Annotated in this window: 14 protein-coding genes; 9 read left to right on the top strand and 5 right to left on the bottom strand. The window is 71.6% G+C overall.

Features of this window, described 5'->3' with window-relative positions; all coding sequences use genetic code 11:
- The first annotated feature begins 74 nt into the window (after positions 1–74).
- Positions 75–353, top strand: coding sequence for a hypothetical protein (locus tag ACIPTO_RS12915; RefSeq protein ID WP_366313447.1), 279 nt, complete (start codon positions 75–77; stop codon positions 351–353).
- 109 nt (positions 354–462) lie between these two features.
- On the opposite strand, the gene ACIPTO_RS12920 is transcribed toward ACIPTO_RS12915, so the two are convergent.
- Positions 463–957 (bottom strand): MarR family winged helix-turn-helix transcriptional regulator, encoded by a 495-nt coding sequence (locus tag ACIPTO_RS12920; protein ID WP_401191303.1) that lies wholly within the window; start codon positions 955–957, stop codon positions 463–465.
- A gap of 153 nt (positions 958–1,110) precedes the next feature.
- Here ACIPTO_RS12920 and ACIPTO_RS12925 point away from each other — a divergent pair, with 153 nt between their 5' ends.
- The 3 genes from ACIPTO_RS12925 to ACIPTO_RS12935 all read left to right on the top strand — a co-directional run bounded on the left by ACIPTO_RS12925 (position 1,111) and on the right by ACIPTO_RS12935 (position 4,179).
- On the top strand, positions 1,111–2,184 hold the full coding sequence (locus ACIPTO_RS12925) for an EamA family transporter (RefSeq protein ID WP_401191305.1): 1,074 nt from the start codon (positions 1,111–1,113) through the stop codon (positions 2,182–2,184).
- Complete coding sequence (locus ACIPTO_RS12930; protein WP_401192113.1) at positions 2,181–3,347, top strand: sigma-70 family RNA polymerase sigma factor; 1,167 nt, start codon at positions 2,181–2,183, stop codon at positions 3,345–3,347. The genes ACIPTO_RS12925 and ACIPTO_RS12930 overlap by 4 nt, the downstream gene beginning before the upstream one ends.
- A 73-nt stretch (positions 3,348–3,420) precedes the next feature.
- Positions 3,421–4,179 carry an SDR family NAD(P)-dependent oxidoreductase gene (locus ACIPTO_RS12935; protein ID WP_401191307.1) on the top strand — a complete coding sequence of 253 codons (759 nt, stop codon included), beginning with the start codon at positions 3,421–3,423 and terminating at the stop codon, positions 4,177–4,179.
- Between the two features lie 64 nt (positions 4,180–4,243).
- Here ACIPTO_RS12935 and pepN read toward each other — a convergent pair whose 3' ends face one another.
- Together pepN and ACIPTO_RS12945 are read right to left on the bottom strand one after the other, a co-directional pair.
- Positions 4,244–6,817: an aminopeptidase N gene (pepN, locus tag ACIPTO_RS12940; RefSeq protein ID WP_366313455.1), complete on the bottom strand. Its 2,574-nt coding sequence runs from the start codon at positions 6,815–6,817 to the stop codon at positions 4,244–4,246.
- 225 nt (positions 6,818–7,042) lie between these two features.
- Positions 7,043–8,059: an aspartate-semialdehyde dehydrogenase gene (locus ACIPTO_RS12945; protein WP_401191309.1), complete on the bottom strand. Its 1,017-nt coding sequence runs from the start codon at positions 8,057–8,059 to the stop codon at positions 7,043–7,045.
- A gap of 237 nt (positions 8,060–8,296) precedes the next feature.
- Here ACIPTO_RS12945 and ACIPTO_RS12950 point away from each other — a divergent pair, with 237 nt between their 5' ends.
- Both ACIPTO_RS12950 and ACIPTO_RS12955 read left to right on the top strand, forming a co-directional pair.
- A complete protein-coding gene (locus ACIPTO_RS12950) occupies positions 8,297–8,818 on the top strand; it encodes a sigma-70 family RNA polymerase sigma factor (RefSeq protein ID WP_401191311.1) in 522 nt (173 codons plus the stop codon).
- Position 8,819: 1 nt separating this feature from the next.
- Positions 8,820–9,599, top strand: a complete 780-nt coding sequence (locus ACIPTO_RS12955; protein WP_401191313.1) for a hypothetical protein — start codon at positions 8,820–8,822, stop codon at positions 9,597–9,599.
- Positions 9,600–9,656: 57 nt separating this feature from the next.
- Here the strand turns inward: ACIPTO_RS12955 and ACIPTO_RS12960 are convergent, their stop codons facing one another.
- Both ACIPTO_RS12960 and ACIPTO_RS12965 read right to left on the bottom strand, forming a co-directional pair.
- Positions 9,657–12,950 (bottom strand): S8 family serine peptidase, encoded by a 3,294-nt coding sequence (locus tag ACIPTO_RS12960; protein ID WP_401191315.1) that lies wholly within the window; start codon positions 12,948–12,950, stop codon positions 9,657–9,659.
- Positions 12,951–13,064: 114 nt separating this feature from the next.
- Entirely contained in the window at positions 13,065–13,625 is a 561-nt protein-coding gene (locus ACIPTO_RS12965; protein WP_401191317.1) for a CGNR zinc finger domain-containing protein, read from the bottom strand.
- A 110-nt stretch (positions 13,626–13,735) separates the two neighbouring features.
- Between ACIPTO_RS12965 and ACIPTO_RS12970 the strand changes: the two genes are divergently transcribed.
- From ACIPTO_RS12970 to ACIPTO_RS12980, 3 genes are read left to right on the top strand one after another with little or no spacing between them, the layout of a single operon-like run.
- The gene (locus ACIPTO_RS12970) at positions 13,736–14,188 is read left to right on the top strand and encodes a VOC family protein (protein ID WP_401191319.1); all 453 of its coding nucleotides are present in this window, start codon (positions 13,736–13,738) and stop codon (positions 14,186–14,188) included.
- Between the two features lie 20 nt (positions 14,189–14,208).
- Entirely contained in the window at positions 14,209–15,099 is an 891-nt protein-coding gene (locus tag ACIPTO_RS12975; protein WP_401192115.1) for a pyridoxamine 5'-phosphate oxidase family protein, read from the top strand.
- Between the two features lie 10 nt (positions 15,100–15,109).
- Positions 15,110–15,568 carry an NUDIX hydrolase gene (locus ACIPTO_RS12980; protein ID WP_401191321.1) on the top strand — a complete coding sequence of 153 codons (459 nt, stop codon included), beginning with the start codon at positions 15,110–15,112 and terminating at the stop codon, positions 15,566–15,568.
- The last annotated feature ends 77 nt before the right edge of the window (positions 15,569–15,645 follow it).

Raw genomic sequence — 15,645 nt, forward strand, 5'->3', positions numbered from 1 at the left:
TGCGGCACCCCACGCGGCACCCCGTACGGCACCCCGGGCGCGCGGCCCGTTCGGGCATTCGCTACGTTTGCGGTGTGGACAAGAAGAACGCCCTGCGCGCCGGCGCCCTGGCTGCCGGTACGACGCTGATGATGCTGCTCATGACGTCCCCCGCGCTCGCGCTCACCCGCGACGACGGTGACGACCCGGGCAAGGGCCTGAGCGTCGCCGAGACGCTGGGGCTCTACGTCCTGATCCCGCTGGCCCTGTTCGCGATCATCGCGGGCCTGGTCATGGCGCTGGACAAGTCCAAGGACCGCGCGCCGAAGGCCAAGTCCGGCAAGACCGGCGCCGCCGTCGACGCCAAGGTCTGACCTCACCTCTTCCGGAAGGCGCCCCCATCACCCAGCACGGTGAGGCGGGCGCCTTCGGTATGTCCTGCGGCGGGCACCCGCTGCCGCCGAACAGGCCCGCACGGGGCGGTCATCGCTCGGTCGAGGCCAGCAACTTCCTCAGCAGGTCGGCCAATTGGTCGGCCTCCTCGCCGGTCAGGCCGGACAGGGCCGCCGTCTGTGTCGCGAGACCCGAGCCGACCGCCGCGTCGATCAGCGCCAGCCCCTTCTCCGTCAGGGTGACCTGGAGACCCCGGCGGTCGTGCGGGTCGGGGGAGCGGCGGAGCAGGCCGGCCCGCTCCAGTTTGTCGAGGCGGCCCGTCATGCCGCCGGTGGTGAGCATCAGGGTCGCGGAGAGCTCGCGCGGCGAGAGGGTGTACGGCTCGTCGGCCCGGCGCAGGGTCGCGAGGACGTCGAACTCGCCGCGCGAGATGCCGTGCGGGACGTACGCCTTCTCCATGCGGTCGCCCATGGCCCGGGCGAGCCGGAAGATCCGCCCGAAGACCTCCATCGCGGCGGTGTCGAGGTCGGGCCGCACCGCCGCCCACTGCTCGACGATCGCGTCGACGGGGTCCTTGTCGTTCATGGGGTGAGTATCCGCCGGTCAGCAGGTCGGTCGCAAGAAAGTGGATCACGAGCGAGTGGATCAGGGGTCGGTTGATCATGAGCCAGTGGCTTGACGATAAGTAGCTTGGCGCTAAGCTAATTAGTGTCGACCTACTTCGGAAGGTGCCTCCCCATGGCCAGTCGCCCGGTCCTGACGGCCGCCCTCACCGCCCTCGCCCCCATCTCCTGGGGCACCACCTACGCCGTCACCACCCAGTTCCTCCCGCCCGACCGCCCCCTGTTCACCGGCCTGATGCGCGCCCTCCCCGCAGGTCTCGTGCTCCTCACGCTCACCCGGGTGCTGCCGCGCGGCGCCTGGTGGTGGAAGTCGGCGGTGCTCGGCGCGCTGAACATCGGCGCCTTCTTCCCGCTGCTGTTCCTCTCCGCGTACCGGCTCCCCGGCGGCATGGCGGCGGTCGTCGGCTCGATAGGCCCGCTCTTCGTGGTCGGCCTCTCCGCGCTGCTGCTCGGACAGCGGCCCACGGCCCGCAGCGTGCTCACCGGCACCGCCGCGGCCTTCGGCGTCAGCCTCGTCGTACTCAAGGCGGCCGGGGCGCTCGACCCGGTCGGCGTGCTCGCGGCCCTCGCGTCCACCGCGTCGATGTCCACCGGCACCGTGCTCACCAAGCGCTGGGGCCGCCCCGCCGGTGTCGGCCCGCTCGCCCTCACCGGCTGGCAGCTCACCGCGGGCGGGCTGCTGATCGCGCCGGTCGCCCTCCTGGCCGAGGGGGCGCCGCCCGCGCTGGACGGCCGGGCGATCGGCGGCTACCTCTACCTGGCGCTGGCGAACACGGCGATCGCCTACTGGCTCTGGTTCCGCGGCATCGGCCGGCTCTCCGCCACCCAGGTCACCCTCCTCGGCCCGCTCTCCCCGCTGACCGCGGCCGTCGTCGGCTGGGCCGCGCTCGGCCAGGCGCTCACTCCGGTGCAGCTGGCGGGGATGGCGCTCGCGTTCGGGGCCACGGTGTTCGGGCAGACCGGGCCGCGTCCGTCCGCCGTGCGGGTCGGGGAGGTAGCGTCACGCGGGAACACCGTGACGCAACGCCGGAGGCGCTCGTGGCCGAAGACTCCTGCCCCAGCTGCGGCAAGCCGCTCACCGCACGCGCGGGCCGTACCGGTCGGCGCTCCGTCTACTGTTCCGCCGCCTGCCGGCAGAAGGCCTACCGGGAGCGGCAGGGCGGTGGCGGGGCCGGAGTCGACGGGCTGATCAAGGAGATCGGGCGGCAGGTGGAACAGCTGGTGCCGCAGCCGCCTTCCGTCCTCTACTCCGGCGTCACGGAACTGTCGTCGTCCGTCGCCCGGTTGCGGCGGGTGGCACGGACCGCGCGGGAGACGGCCCGGGACCGGACCCCGGAATCCGTCACCCGGAAAACCGTTACGGAACCCCATGTCCCCGTCGGCGAAGGCGACTTCGCCGCCCTCGTCGAGTCCCACCGCCGGGAGATCCAGGTCCACTGCTACCGCATGACCGGGTCGTACGACGACGCCGAGGACCTGGTCCAGGAGACCTTCCTGCGGGCCTGGCGGGCCCGGGACACCTTCGAGGGCCGGGCCGGCGCCCGGACCTGGCTGTACCGCATCGCCACCAACGCCTGCCTGGACTTCCAGCGCCGCACGGCCCGCCGACCCCAGCGCTACGAACCGCTGCCCGGCATGAACCACGGCGGCGGCGAGCCGCCCGCCCGCGTCACCTGGCTCCAGCCGTACCCCGACGACGAGTTGCCCACCGCCGAGGAGCAGCCGGAGGCCGCCGCGGTCTCCCGCGAGACCCTCGAACTGGTCTTCCTGGCCGCCGTCCAGCACCTCCCGCCGCGCCAGCGCGCGGTGCTGGTGCTGCGGGACGTGCTCGGGCTGACCGCCGCCGAGACCGGCGAGGCGCTCGACATGACCGTGGCCTCGGTCAACAGCGCGCTGCAACGGGCCCGCCCCACCCTGCGCGACCGGCTCCCCGGCCGCCGCGCGGACTGGACGGCCACCGAACCCACCGACCACCAACGCGTCCTGGTCAAGCGGTACATGGCCGCCGCCGAGCGCCTCGACCTGTCCGAGGTCGCCGCCCTGCTCAGCGAGGACGTCACGCTCACCATGCCGCCGAACCCGTTCTGGTTCACCGGCCGCGACGCGCTCCTGGAGTTCCTGCGCACGAGCCTCGACGTCGGCTCGCCCCTGTTCTTCGGCCACTGGCGCCACCTGCCCGCCCGCGCCAACGGCCAGCTGGCGGCCGGAGGTTACGTCCGCCGGCCCGGCACGACGGTCTACCGCGCCCAGGTCCTCGACGTGCTGCGCTTCGACGCCGACGACCGGATCGTGGAGATCACCTCCTTCGAACCGCATCTGTTCCCGGCCTTCGGACTGCCCCTGCGGCTGTGACCGATGAGCGGCGGGGCGCGCGTGCGTCTGTACAGCCGACTCGAACGACCCACGACCCGCAAGGAGAACCACCATGCTGCTCACCGACAAGACCGCGGTCGTCTACGGCGCCGCAGGCTCGATCGGCAGTGCGGTCGCCCGCGCCTTCGCCGCCGAAGGGGCCCGCGTCCACCTCGTGGGACGCACCCGGGAGACGCTGGAGGCCGTGGCCGCCGACATCAAGGACGCCGAGGTGGCCGTCGTCGACGCCCTCGACGAGAGCGCCGTCACCGAGCACCTCGCCCGCGTCGGCGACATCGACGTGTCCTTCAACCTCGTCTCGCGCGGCGACGTGCAGGGACTCCCGATCACCGAGATGCCGGTCGACGCCTTCCTCGCGCCGGTGATCAACGGCACCCGCGCCAACTTCATCACCGCCCGCGCCGCCGCCCGCCGCATGGCCGAACGCGGCCGTGGTGTCGTCCTGACCCTCAACAGCGGCTCCGCGCACGGCAGTCCGATGATGGGCGGCACCGGCCCCGCCGACGCGGCGACCGACAGCCTGGTGCGCAATCTGGCGATGGAGCTGGGCCCGCGCGGGGTGCGCGCCGTAGGACTGTGGGCGGCCGGCGTCCCCGAGACCCTGACCGTCGAGAAGCTCGGCAAGGTCAACCCCGACCTCAACGAGGCCGCGGTCCAGGGCATCCTCGACCAGCTGTCGACCCTGCGGATGACCCGCCGCAACCCCACCCTCGCGGAGATCACCGCGACCGCCGTGTTCCTCGCCTCCGACCACGCGGCGGGCATCACCGGCACGTTCGTGAACGTCACCGGCGGGATGTTCCCGGGCTGAGCGGCGCACGCGAAGGGGCGCCCGGCACGATGCCGGGCGCCCCTGGTGGCCGTGACGGGACCGGCTACGCCGCGGTCGCGTCCGCGGCCTGGGCCTTCAGGGCACGCTCGACGCCCGAGCGGGACTCCGAGACCAGACGGCGCAGGGCCGCGTTGGGCTCGGCGCTCGCCAGCCAGGCGTCCGTGCGGTCCAGGGTGTCCTGGGCGACCTGGACCGCCGGGTAGAGGCCGACCGCGATCTGCTGGGCGATCTCGTGCGACCGGGTGTCCCAGGCCTCCTTGACGGCGGCGAAGTACTTCTCCGTGTACGGCGCCAGGAGTTCACGCTGGTCCGTCTGCACGAAGCCCGAGATCACCGCCTCCTGAAGGGCGTTGGGCAGCTTGTCTGACTCGACGACCTGCGCCCAGGCCTCCGCCTTCGCCTCGGCGGTCGGGCGGGCGGCACGGGCGGTCGCCGCGTGGCGCTCACCGGCGGCCGTCCTGTCCCGCTCGTACTCGCCGGCGATCTCCGACTCGTCGAACCGGCCGACGGACGCGAGGCGTTCGACGAACGCCCAGCGCAGGTCGGTGTCGACGGCCAGCCCCTCGATCGTCTGGGTGCCCTCCAACAGGGCTTCCAGCAGGTCGAGTTGCTCCGGCGTACGGGCCGTCGCCGCGAACGCGCGGGCCCACGCCAGCTGGTGGTCGCCGCCCGGCTCGGCCGACCGCAGATGCGCCAGGGTGGCGTCCGTCCAGCGGGCGAGCAGGGTCTCCCGGGCCGCCGGGTCGGCGTACAGCTCGATCGCCAGCTTCACCTGCCGGTGCAGCGACTGCACGACACCGATGTCGGACTCCTTGCCGATGCCCGACAGGACCAGCGACAGATAGTCACGGGTGGCGAGTTCGGCGTCCCGCGTCATGTCCCAGGCCGAGGCCCAGCACAGCGCGCGCGGGAGCGAGGACTCGAAGTCGCCGAGGTGCTCGGTGACGAACGCGAGGGACTGCTCGTCGAGACGGACCTTCGCGTACGACAGGTCGTCGTCGTTGAGCAGGACCACGTCCGGACGCCGCTTGCCCACCAGCTGCGGCACGGCGGTCAGTTCACCGTCCACGTCCAGCTCAAGCCGCTCGTCGCGCACCAGCTTGCCGGTGTCCTCGTCGAGTTCGTACAGGCCGACGGCGATGCGGTGCGGGCGGAGCGTCGGCTCGCCCTTGGCGCCGGCGGGCAGGGCCGGGGCCTGCTGGCGGATCGCGAACGCGGTGATGACACCGTCCGCGTCCGTCTCGATCTCCGGGCGCAGGACGTTGATCCCGGCGGTCTGCAGCCACGCCTTCGACCAGGTCTTCAGGTCGCGCCCCGAGGTCTCCTCCAGCGCGCCCAGCAGGTCGGACAGGCGCGTGTTGCCGTACGCGTGGCGCTTGAAGTACGCCTGCACGCCCGCGAAGAACTCGTCCATGCCGACGTAGGCCACGAGCTGCTTGAGGACGCTCGCGCCCTTCGCGTACGTGATGCCGTCGAAGTTGACCAGGACGTCGTCCAGGTCGCCGATCTCGGCCATGATCGGGTGCGTGGACGGCAGCTGGTCCTGCCGGTACGCCCACGTCTTCATCGAGTTGGCGAACGTCGTCCACGAGTGCGGCCAGCGCGAGTCGGGGGCGTAGGCCTGGCAGGCGATGGAGGTGTAGGTGGCGAACGACTCGTTCAGCCACAGGTCGTTCCACCACTCCATGGTCACGAGGTCGCCGAACCACATGTGGGCCAGCTCGTGCAGGATGGTCTCCGCGCGCACCTCGTACGCGGCGTCGGTCACCTTGGACCGGAACACGTACTGGTCGCGGATCGTCACCGCGCCCGCGTTCTCCATCGCGCCCGCGTTGAACTCCGGGACGAACAGCTGGTCGTACTTCTTGAAGGGGTACGCGTAGTCGAACTTCTCCTGGAACCAGGCGAAGCCCTGCCGGGTGACCTCGAAGATGGCGTCCGAGTCGAGGTACTCGGCGAGCGAGGGCCGGCAGTAGATGCCCAGCGGCACGCTCTGCCCGTCCTGCTCGTACACGCTGTGCACGCTGTGGTACGGCCCGACGATCAGCGCGGTGATGTACGTCGAGATGCGCGGCGTCGGCTCGAACACCCAGGTGTCGTCCCGGGGTTCGGGCGTCGGGGAGTTGGAGATGACGGTCCAGCCGGTCGGCGCCTTCACCGTGAACTGGAAGGTCGCCTTGAGGTCGGGCTGCTCGAAGCTCGCGAACACGCGGCGCGCGTCCGGGACCTCGAACTGGGTGTAGAGGTACGCCTGTTGGTCGACCGGGTCGACGAACCGGTGCAGACCCTCACCGGTGTTGGTGTAGGCGCAGTCCGCGACGACACGCAGGACGTTGGGTCCCGCCAGCAGTCCCGGGAGCGCGATCCGGGAGTCCTTGAAGACCTCGTCGGGGTCGAGCGGGTCGCCGTTCAGCGTCACCTCGTGGACCGTCGGGGCGACCAGGTCGATGAAGGACTCGGAGCCGCCCTCCGTCACGTCGAAGCGCACCGTCGTCGCGGACCTGTAGGTCCCGCCCTCCTGCGCGCCGGAGAGGTCGAGATCGATCTCGTACGAGTCAACGGTGAGCAGCGTTGCCCGCTGCCGCGCCTCTTCGCGAGTCAGGTTTGTGCCAGGCACGCGGTCATCTCCTCGTTATGTGTGGGTTGCGCCATCCTTCCACGGGAGGTGAGGCGAGCGCGATGTCCGTACGCGCCGGTGAGCGGGCGTGCCGGGGCTCCGCCGTGCTCCGGGTGTCCTCCCACGGACGTCCATCCCACAGCCCGCCGTTCCCGGGGGCTCCGCCCCCGGCCCCCGGAACGGGGTTCGGGGCGGAGCTCCGGCGGGGTCGAGGAGAGTCCCCGGTCAGCTCTTGAGTTCGGCGGCCACCAGCTCCGCGATCTGGACGGCGTTCAGCGCAGCGCCCTTGCGGAGGTTGTCGTTGGAGATGAACAGCGCGAGCCCGTGCTCGACCGTCTCGTCCGCGCGGATGCGGCCGACGTAGGACGGGTCCTGGCCCGCGGCCTGGAGGGGGGTCGGGATGTCGGTCAGGGCGACACCGGGCGCCCCGCCGAGCAGCTCCGTGGCCCGCTCGACGGAGAGGGGACGGGCGAACCGGGCGTTGACCTGGAGGGAGTGCCCGGAGAAGACCGGGACGCGGACGCAGGTGCCGGAGACCTTGAGGCCGGGGATCTCCAGGATCTTGCGGGACTCGCTGCGGAGCTTCTGCTCCTCGTCGGTCTCGTGCAGCCCGTCGTCGACGATCGACCCGGCGAGCGGCAGCACGTTGAACGCGATGGGCCGCTTGTAGACCTGCGGCTCCGGGAAGTCGACCGCCGAACCGTCGTGCGTGAGCTTGTCCGCGTCCGCGACGACCTTCAGCGCCTGCCCGTGCAGCTCGGCCACACCGGAGAGCCCGGACCCGGACACCGCCTGGTACGTGGCGACGACCAGCGCCTCAAGCCCCGCCTCGGCGTGCAACGGCTTCAGCACCGGCATCGCGGCCATCGTCGTGCAGTTCGGGTTCGCGATGATCCCCTTGGGCCGGTCGGCGACGGCGTGCGGGTTCACCTCGGAGACGACCAGCGGTACGTCGGGGTCCTTGCGCCAGGCGGAGGAGTTGTCGATGACGACCGCGCCCTGCGAGGCGACCTTCTCGGCCAGCGCCTTCGACGTCGCACCGCCCGCCGAGAACAGCACGATGTCCAGCCCGGAGTAGTCGGCGGTCGCCGCGTCCTCCACCGTCACGCCGTCCAGGACCGTCCCCGCCGAACGGGCCGAGGCGAACAGGCGCAGCTCGGTGACCGGGAAGTCCCGCTCCACGAGAATCCTGCGCATGACCGTGCCGACCTGACCGGTGGCTCCGACGATTCCGACCCTCACAGCGACTCCTTCATGTGTCCGTACGCATCCGTGCATGTCTGCGGCATTTCCATCATCCTGCCGATCCTGGTGTGCCTGTCCAATTCTTTGCCGCGCATGCCCGAGGAGTGGGACGCGGCCCGGCCGGTGTGACGCACTCCTCGGGCTTCTCGGGGTTCTCGGGCATGCTTCGGGTCTCCGCCGAACGTTTCCGCCCTCTGCCGCGTCGTAGAGGAAACGCGGTGAGGGGGGTGGCTTGTGCTGCGCAGGAAGGCCCGCCGGGTCCAGGAGGGGGACGATCCTCTGGACCCGGCCCAGGAACGCCGGGTACGGGCGGTGCTCGCGCTCGGCGGGGTGCCGCAGGCGGATCTGCCGGACGGTGTCCAGCAGGTGCGGCTGCGGTTGCTGGAGCGGGCGGCGAAGGGCGACGAGGCGCCGCGTGACGTGTCGGCGTGGGCGGCGGTCGTCGCCTCGAACCTCGCCATGGACTGGCACCGGGCCAAGCGCCGGCAGGAGCGGGTGGGGGAGCGGCTGGCCTCCCTGCGTCGGCTGGAGCATCCCTCCGGCGAGGACACCAGCGTGCTGTCCCTGGCGGTGGCGCAGGGCCTGGACGAACTGCCGGACCAGCAGCGCCAGGTCCTCGTCCTGCGTTTCTTCGCCGACCTGTCCGTGCGCGGGATCGCCGAGGAACTCGGCATCCCGGAAGGCACGGTCAAGAGCCGGCTGCACTCCGCGGTCCGCGCGCTGCGCGACCGCCTGCACGAGGACGAGGTGGTGTGAGGTGGCCGCGGAGCGGAACGAACACGACGGCGTGGACGCGCTGATGGCCGCGATCACGGGCGAACCGCTGCCGGACGCGGCCCGCGCGGACGCCGGGTTCATGGCCGAACACGCGTCCGCGACGGCCGAAGTGGCCCTGCTGCGGGAGCAGTTGGGCCTCATCGGGGAGGCCCTGTCGGCACCCGCCGCGCCGACGGCACCGCACCCCGTGACCCGTTCGGTCCAGGCCCGCCCGGCCCGTCCATCCACCCTGACCCGCCCGGCCCGGCGCCGCCATCCCGTTCTGCGTGTCCTCGCCTACGGCACGCTCGCCACGGCCGTGATCGCCGGGCTGGTCACCGGGGTCGCCTGGCTCGGCGCCCACGACGGTGGTGCCACCGCCGACTCCTCGGCCGCCCAGGGCAAGTCCGACGCCTCCGCCAGGATGTCCGGGGACGGTCCGCCACCCGCCGACCCGGAGGCGGCGCTGGCCTGCGACCGGCTCGTCGTCGAGGGCACGGTGGCCCGGGTGGAGACACGGGCGGACGATCCGTGGACCACGGTCGTGCTCACCGTGATCCGCTCCTTCAAGCCCGCCAGGAGCCCGTCCCAGGTGTCGTTCCTCCTCGACGGCGGAGCGGACCCGAAGCCGCGCGCGGGCCAGCACGTACTGGTCGCGGTCGGCCGGGGCAGGCAGAACGCGAGCCTCTGGGCCGTCGGCGACACCCGCGTCGCCGCGAACCGCGCCTGGATCGCCGAGGCGCTGCCCGGCTCCCTGCACACGGCCTGCCCGCCCGGCTGAACGCGCGAGGGGCGGGCGCCCGCACGGACGCCCGCCCCCCTCACCGTCGTATCAGCGCTACGAGGTGACCTTCTCGATCTTCACGCTGCCCAGGCCCGCGACCGTGCCGCGCGCGTTGACCAGCTGGACCTGGCCGAAGAACTCGCGTCCCGCCGGGGCGGGGGCCAGGGCGGTGACGCTGCCGGAGACCGTCGCCGAGGCGCCGGTGGCGAGCTTCACCGGGGCCGAGGCGTCGACGCCGACCGTGCCGAGCGCCGGGGAGAAGAACACGTCCCGGTAGTCGTACGCGGTCGAGCCGGACGGCACCGAGTAGCCGGCGACCTCGACCGTGTAGGTGCCGGTGGCCGGGTTGGCGATGGTGACCGCCTCCTCCGAGTCGCCGTCGGCGGAGGTGCCGACGACCTTGCCGGTGGCGTCCTTCACCGTCAGGTCCAGGTCCGCCGCCGCGTCCGACACGTTGCCGATGGCGACGTTCAGGGAGGTGGCGCCGGCGGGCACGTCGACCGTGGTCGTCTGGGTGACGCCCTCGGTGATGGTGGGCCGCGCGGTCAGCGAGGAGCCGAGCGGGCCGCCCTTCAGCGTGCCGGTGAGGGCCGCGTACTTGTTGGTCACCTTCCAGGAGGCGGTGGCCGGGGTGCCGACCTTCGCCTCGGGCACGGTCACGGTCTCCGGGTCGAAGACCGCGCCGAGGACGGTGGCGTCGAGCTTGTACGGGTTGTCGAGCAGCGGCGAGGTGCGGCGCGCCTCGACCTCGATCTCCCAGACACCGGCCTGCGGGTCGGCGTACGAGCGCACGTCGGGCTTGCAGCCGTTGCCGTCGAGGTAGTTGTTGTAGCAGTACGGGGTGCCGGTGTCCTCGACCGGGACGCCGTACGGGTGGATCGAGATGAACCGCGTCTGGCTCTTGTCCTTCAGCCCGCTCATCGCGATCTCCAGGGCCTTGGCGCCCTCGGGGACGGTCAGGAAGTACGACTGCGTGCTGTTGCGCTGCACCGAACTCGACTCGTGGACGGTGTAGTTGACGGGCTTGGAGACCACGACCGTGGCGAGGATCTGCTTGTCGACGCCCTCGGTCCGCGGGTCGTCGACCTCAAGGATCGCGCTCTTGATGCCCGAACTCTTCGGCGCCGCCTGCACCTTGACGGTGACCGGCTGGTTCAGCGGGAGCCTGACCTCGTCGGAGCCGACGATCCGGAAGGTGCCGCCGGCGTTGTTCGCGATGCTCAGCTCGTGCCGGACGGGCTTGCTGGAACCGGTGGTTCGCGTGATGACGACGTCGTACGTCTTCTTCGCGCCGGCCTTGAGGCCGCCCTCGCGGTCGTAGAGGCCGGTGCCGAAGCCGGGGGTCTTCAGCGCGTAGTCGATCGCGGTGTCGACGGGGGCCTTGACCGTGTACTCGTGGGCGGTGGCGCCGTTCCTGATGGACTTCCACGCGTCCAGGATGTTGATGAGGCCCGCGCCCTCGGCGTAGGCCTGGACACCCTTGATGTGATCGGCCGTCGAGGTCAGCGCCGTGCGCAGGGTCGCCGGGGTGAGGGCGAGGTGCTTCTGCTTCGCGGCGCTCAGCAGCAGCGCCGAGGCGCCCGCCGCCTGCGGGGAGGCCATCGAGGTGCCCTGGAGCATCGAGTAGCCGGCCGGCAGGGTGTACCCGGCCTCGGGGACCGGGGAGCCCGGCAGCCAGGTCTGGGTGGTGTTGATCGCGGCGCCGGGCGCGACGAGCGTCGGCGTGAAGCCGCCGTCCTCACGCGGGCCGCGCGAGGAGAACGGCAGCAGCTGGTACGAAGTCGCCACCTGCGAGCCGTAGTTGGCGGCCCAGGTCTGCTTCGAGATGGAGGCGCCGACGGAGATCACCTTGTCGGCGAGACCGGGGTCGCCGATCGTGTTGGCGCCGGGACCGGAGTTGCCGGCCGAGATCACGAGCTGCACGCCGTAGGTGTCGATGAGCCGCGTGTACAGCGCGGCGCGCGCGTTGTTGCCGTCGTTCAGCGCGGGCAGGCCGCCGATGGACATGTTGACGATGTCGACACCGCGGTTGGCGACGAGGTCGATCATGCCCTCGGTGAGCGCCACGTTGGTGCAGCCGCCGGTCCAGGTGCAGGCGCGGGACGACACGATCTTCGCGCCGGGCGCCTCGCCGTTCATCTTTCCGCCGAACAGACCGTTCGCGGCGGTGATGCCGGCGACGTGCGTGCCGTGCTCGGACTCGATGACACCGATGTTGACGAAGTCGGCGGTCTTGCCGACCCAGGACCCGCCGTACGGGTCCATCGGGACGTCCTTGCTGATCTGCACGACGAACGGCTGCCGTTCGACGACGTCCGTCGCCGGGTTGTCGGTCCCGAAGTACCCGATCTGGTAGCCGTCCTTGTACGGCTTCATCGGGGTGTCGTCGCCGAAGTCGTGGTTGTTGTTCAGGTCGACCGTCACCGTGCCGGCCGCCGGGTCGTACAGGACGCCCCACGAGTCGGTGGTGTCCCCGTCGCGGTTCGCGTCGCCCGCCGCGTCACCGCCGGTGGTGTACGACTCCTTGAACGTGCTGATCTCGTACGACCCCGTCGGCGCCTTCCAACTCGCGCCGTCATACGTGAAGTTGGGGCCGGAGACCGCTGTCACCATCGGGCGCCAGGTCTGGTCGCCGTCGACGATCGGGTCGGTGGAGGTGACCCAGTCGACGATCTTGCGCTCGCCGGTGGTGGTCTTCTGCAGCGCCGGGTGGCCGAGGTCGACGCCGGAGTCGAGGATGCCGATGGTGATGCCGCGGCCGTCCGCCTTCGGGTTCTTCTTCACGAAGTCGACGGCGCCCGTCTCGAAGGACGGGTTGTACGGGTTCGCGGCGGGGGTGTTCTTGTTCGGCGCGGAGTAGGTTGCCCTGCCCGTCGCCTTGGCGGCGCCCTTCGCGGTGTCCGCGCTCGGGGTCGGGTCGTCGAGGGCGATCTCCTGGCGGAGGTCGATGGCCTGCACCGAGGACAGCTTCGAGGCGGCGGCGATCGCCGAGTCGGCCTTGCCGGTCGGGACGGTGGCGCGGACGTAGCCGAGCTTGTCGTAGGTGCGGCCCACGGAGCCGCCCTTGACCGCGTCCAGCTGCCGGGCGACCTGCTCGGTCGCGCCCGGCGCGGTGGCGATCATCATCGTGACGTTCTTGTCGCCGTCGGCCTTGGCGGTGGCGAGGAGGTCGGCGTCGTCCGAACCGAGCTTGGCCGCGGCGGACTTGACGGTCGGGTCCGCGGGCGCGGTGGCGGAAGGCGAGTCGGCGGAGAAGGCCAGGGGTATCGGCCCGGCCGCGGAGAGCGCGGCGACGAGACCGGCGGCCACGGATATTCGGGCCACGCGTCTCTGGTGGGAGAGGGTCATCGGCATCCCTTGTAGGTGAAGAAATCCAGTGCCGGACGAGGGCACAGCTTTACCCAAGGGACGGTTGTTTGGGAAGTGTTGACCGAAACGCTATGAACGTATGGGGAAAACCCCCTATTGGCTCGGGGTGCTCGTCCGTGCGTAGTGGCGGGACGCCTTCGCGCGGTTGCCGCAGGCCGCCATCGAGCACCAGCGCCGGGTGCCGTTGCGCGAGGTGTCGAAGAACCGCAGCACGCAGGCCTCGTGGGCGCAGCGGCGGATGCGGTCGGGGGCGGAGAGCAGCTCCAGATAGCTGCGGGCGGCGAGCCAGCCGGGCCCCCAGGCGGGGTCGTCGAACTCGGGCAGCTCGCCGGGTCCTTCGGCGGTGAGGGTGGGCCGGATGCGTCCCGTGCCGAGCACGGCGTCGAGGTCGCCGGTGCGGCCGTCGTCCAGGGCCAGCTTGAGCGCGGCGCGTGTGCTGTGGAGGTGCGTCAGGGTGACGGCGTCGGCCGGGAAGCGCTCGTCGAGGCCGTTCGACCGGAGCCACACGGTGAGTCCGCCCGGGAGCGCGAGGAGGTCCTGGAGGACTCCGTCCCGCATCCACCACGTGTTGAGCAGGTCGAGCGCGAGCGGCTCGCCGACGAGCGGCCGGGGGTCCTCGGTGAGGGGCGTCGGCTTCGGTGCGGGCTTCGGCATGGCGGGTGCCTCTCTTCCGATCTAACCGCTCAAGAGTACGTGACCGGTTGCCCCCTCCGGCTCTAACCGTTAAAGTCACTGACAACGGTTATACCAGCGAAGGGCTTCCCATGACCCTGCACCTCGGCCACACCGGCCTGAACGTCACCGACCTCGACCGCTCCCTCGCCTTCTACCGCGACGTCCTCGGCTTCGCGGTCCTCGCCGAGGGCAAGGAGCGGGACCGCCGGTACGCGTTCCTGGGCGACGGCGACGGCGACGGCCACCCCGTGCTCACCCTCTGGCAGCAGGCGCGGGGGACGTACGACAGCGACCGCGCCGGCCTGCACCACCTCGCCTTCGCGGCCGACTCGATCGAGCGGGTCCAGCGGTACGAGGAGGCGCTCAGGGCCTACGGCGCCGAGTTCGCGTACGAGGGTGTGGTCGCCCACCGCGAGGGCGGCACCTCGGGCGGCATCTTCTTCCACGACCCGGACGGCACCCGCCTGGAGATCTCGGTGCCGACCGGCGCGGAAGAAGCCCCGGCCCCCGACTCCTCCGCCCCGACCTGCGGTTTCTTCTAGCCATGGCAGCCGCTGAGGCCATGGAGACCTATCACGCGGGCTCCCGCGCCGTGCAGGACCGGGTCGGCGTGCGGGAGTTCGCCGACCACGTCGGCCGGATCATCGGCCAGGGCATCAAACCGGTGGCCGCCGCCTTCCTGGAGATCCAGCCGATGCTGATCCTGGGCGCGGCCGACCCCGCGACGGGCCGGGTGTGGGCGTCCCCGCTCACCGGCACCCCCGGCTTCGTCCGCGCCACGGGCCCGCACCGGATCTCGATCACCGGCGCCCCCCGCCCCGACGACCCCCTCGCGCGGGCCCTCGCCGAGGCCGACGACCTTCCGGTCGGCACGATCGCCCTCGACCCCCGCACCCGCCGCCGTATGCGAGTGGACGGCCGGCTCCGGCGTACGGAAAGAGGGTCGGTGATCGACGCCGAGCGGGTCTTCGCCAACTGCCCCAAGTACATCCAGCGGAGGGAGTCCTACGAGACGGTCGCCGACCGCGCCCCCGCCTGCCCCCGGCCCGGCACCGAACTGACCCCGTCCCAGGCCGGGTTCATCGCGGCGGCCGACACCTTCTTCCTCGCCACCGTCCACGGACACGGCGCCGACGCCAGCCACCGGGGCGGCAACCCCGGCTTCGTGCGGGTGACGTCACCCCGCGAGCTGGTCTGGCCCGACTACACCGGCAACGCCATGTTCCTCAGCCTCGGCAACCTCCTCGCCGACCCCCGCGCCGGACTCCTCTTCCTCGACTGGACCACCGGCACCACCCTCCAGCTCACCGGCGAGGCACGGCCGGAGTTCGACGAGGACGGGGAGCGCAGGGTGCGTTTCACCCTCACCGGGGCGGTCGAGACCCCCGCCGCGCTCCCTCTGCGCTGGTCCGCCCCCGAATACTCACCTGCCAATCCGGACCCGGGACACTAATGTCTGCCGGATGCGCAAGAAGCTGAGGGTCGCCGCCTACGCCGTCTGCGTCCGGGACGGACAGCTCCTGCTGGCCCGTTCACCCGCGGCCGGCGGCGGCCACGAATGGGTGCTGCCCGGCGGCGGCATGGACCACGGCGAGCACCCGAACGACACCGTCGTACGGGAACTGGAGGAGGAGACCGGCTACCACGTCGAGGTCACCGGACTGCTCGGCATGGACAGCCTCCACCACGTCGTCCCGTGGAGCTACCGCCGCAAGGTCGACCACCACGGCCTCCGGATCGTCTACGAGGCGAGGATCGTCGGCGGCGAACTGCGCGACGAGGTCGGCGGCTCCACCGACATGGCCGCCTGGCATCCGCTGGACGACGTCTCCGGCCTCACCCGGGTCCCGCTGATCGACACCGCGCTGCGCCTGTGGCGGGAGCGACCGTCCGTCGGACGGGTCGACCCCGCCCCGAAATAGCTCCGGGACAGCTTCAGTACCCCGGCAGATGAACACGGAGTAGCGGCTTCCCGGCGGCCCGACGAGCGTTCACGAAC

Source organism: Streptomyces sp. NPDC090083, from assembly GCF_044747445.1.
In the GTDB taxonomy this organism is placed as follows: Bacteria; Actinomycetota; Actinomycetes; order Streptomycetales; family Streptomycetaceae; genus Streptomyces.

Excerpts from the sequence above, each read along its gene's own strand:
- ACIPTO_RS12975 (WP_401192115.1), top strand. The coding sequence starts at position 14,209 with ATGGAGACCTATCACGCGGGCTCCCGCGCCGTGCAGGACCGGGTCGGC.
- ACIPTO_RS12965 (WP_401191317.1), bottom strand. The coding sequence starts at position 13,625 with ATGCCGAAGCCCGCACCGAAGCCGACGCCCCTCACCGAGGACCCCCGG.
- ACIPTO_RS12920 (WP_401191303.1), bottom strand. The coding sequence starts at position 957 with ATGAACGACAAGGACCCCGTCGACGCGATCGTCGAGCAGTGGGCGGCG.
- ACIPTO_RS12980 (WP_401191321.1), top strand. The coding sequence starts at position 15,110 with ATGCGCAAGAAGCTGAGGGTCGCCGCCTACGCCGTCTGCGTCCGGGAC.
- ACIPTO_RS12925 (WP_401191305.1), top strand. The coding sequence starts at position 1,111 with ATGGCCAGTCGCCCGGTCCTGACGGCCGCCCTCACCGCCCTCGCCCCC.
- ACIPTO_RS12935 (WP_401191307.1), top strand. The coding sequence starts at position 3,421 with ATGCTGCTCACCGACAAGACCGCGGTCGTCTACGGCGCCGCAGGCTCG.
- ACIPTO_RS12970 (WP_401191319.1), top strand. The coding sequence starts at position 13,736 with ATGACCCTGCACCTCGGCCACACCGGCCTGAACGTCACCGACCTCGAC.
- ACIPTO_RS12960 (WP_401191315.1), bottom strand. The coding sequence starts at position 12,950 with ATGACCCTCTCCCACCAGAGACGCGTGGCCCGAATATCCGTGGCCGCC.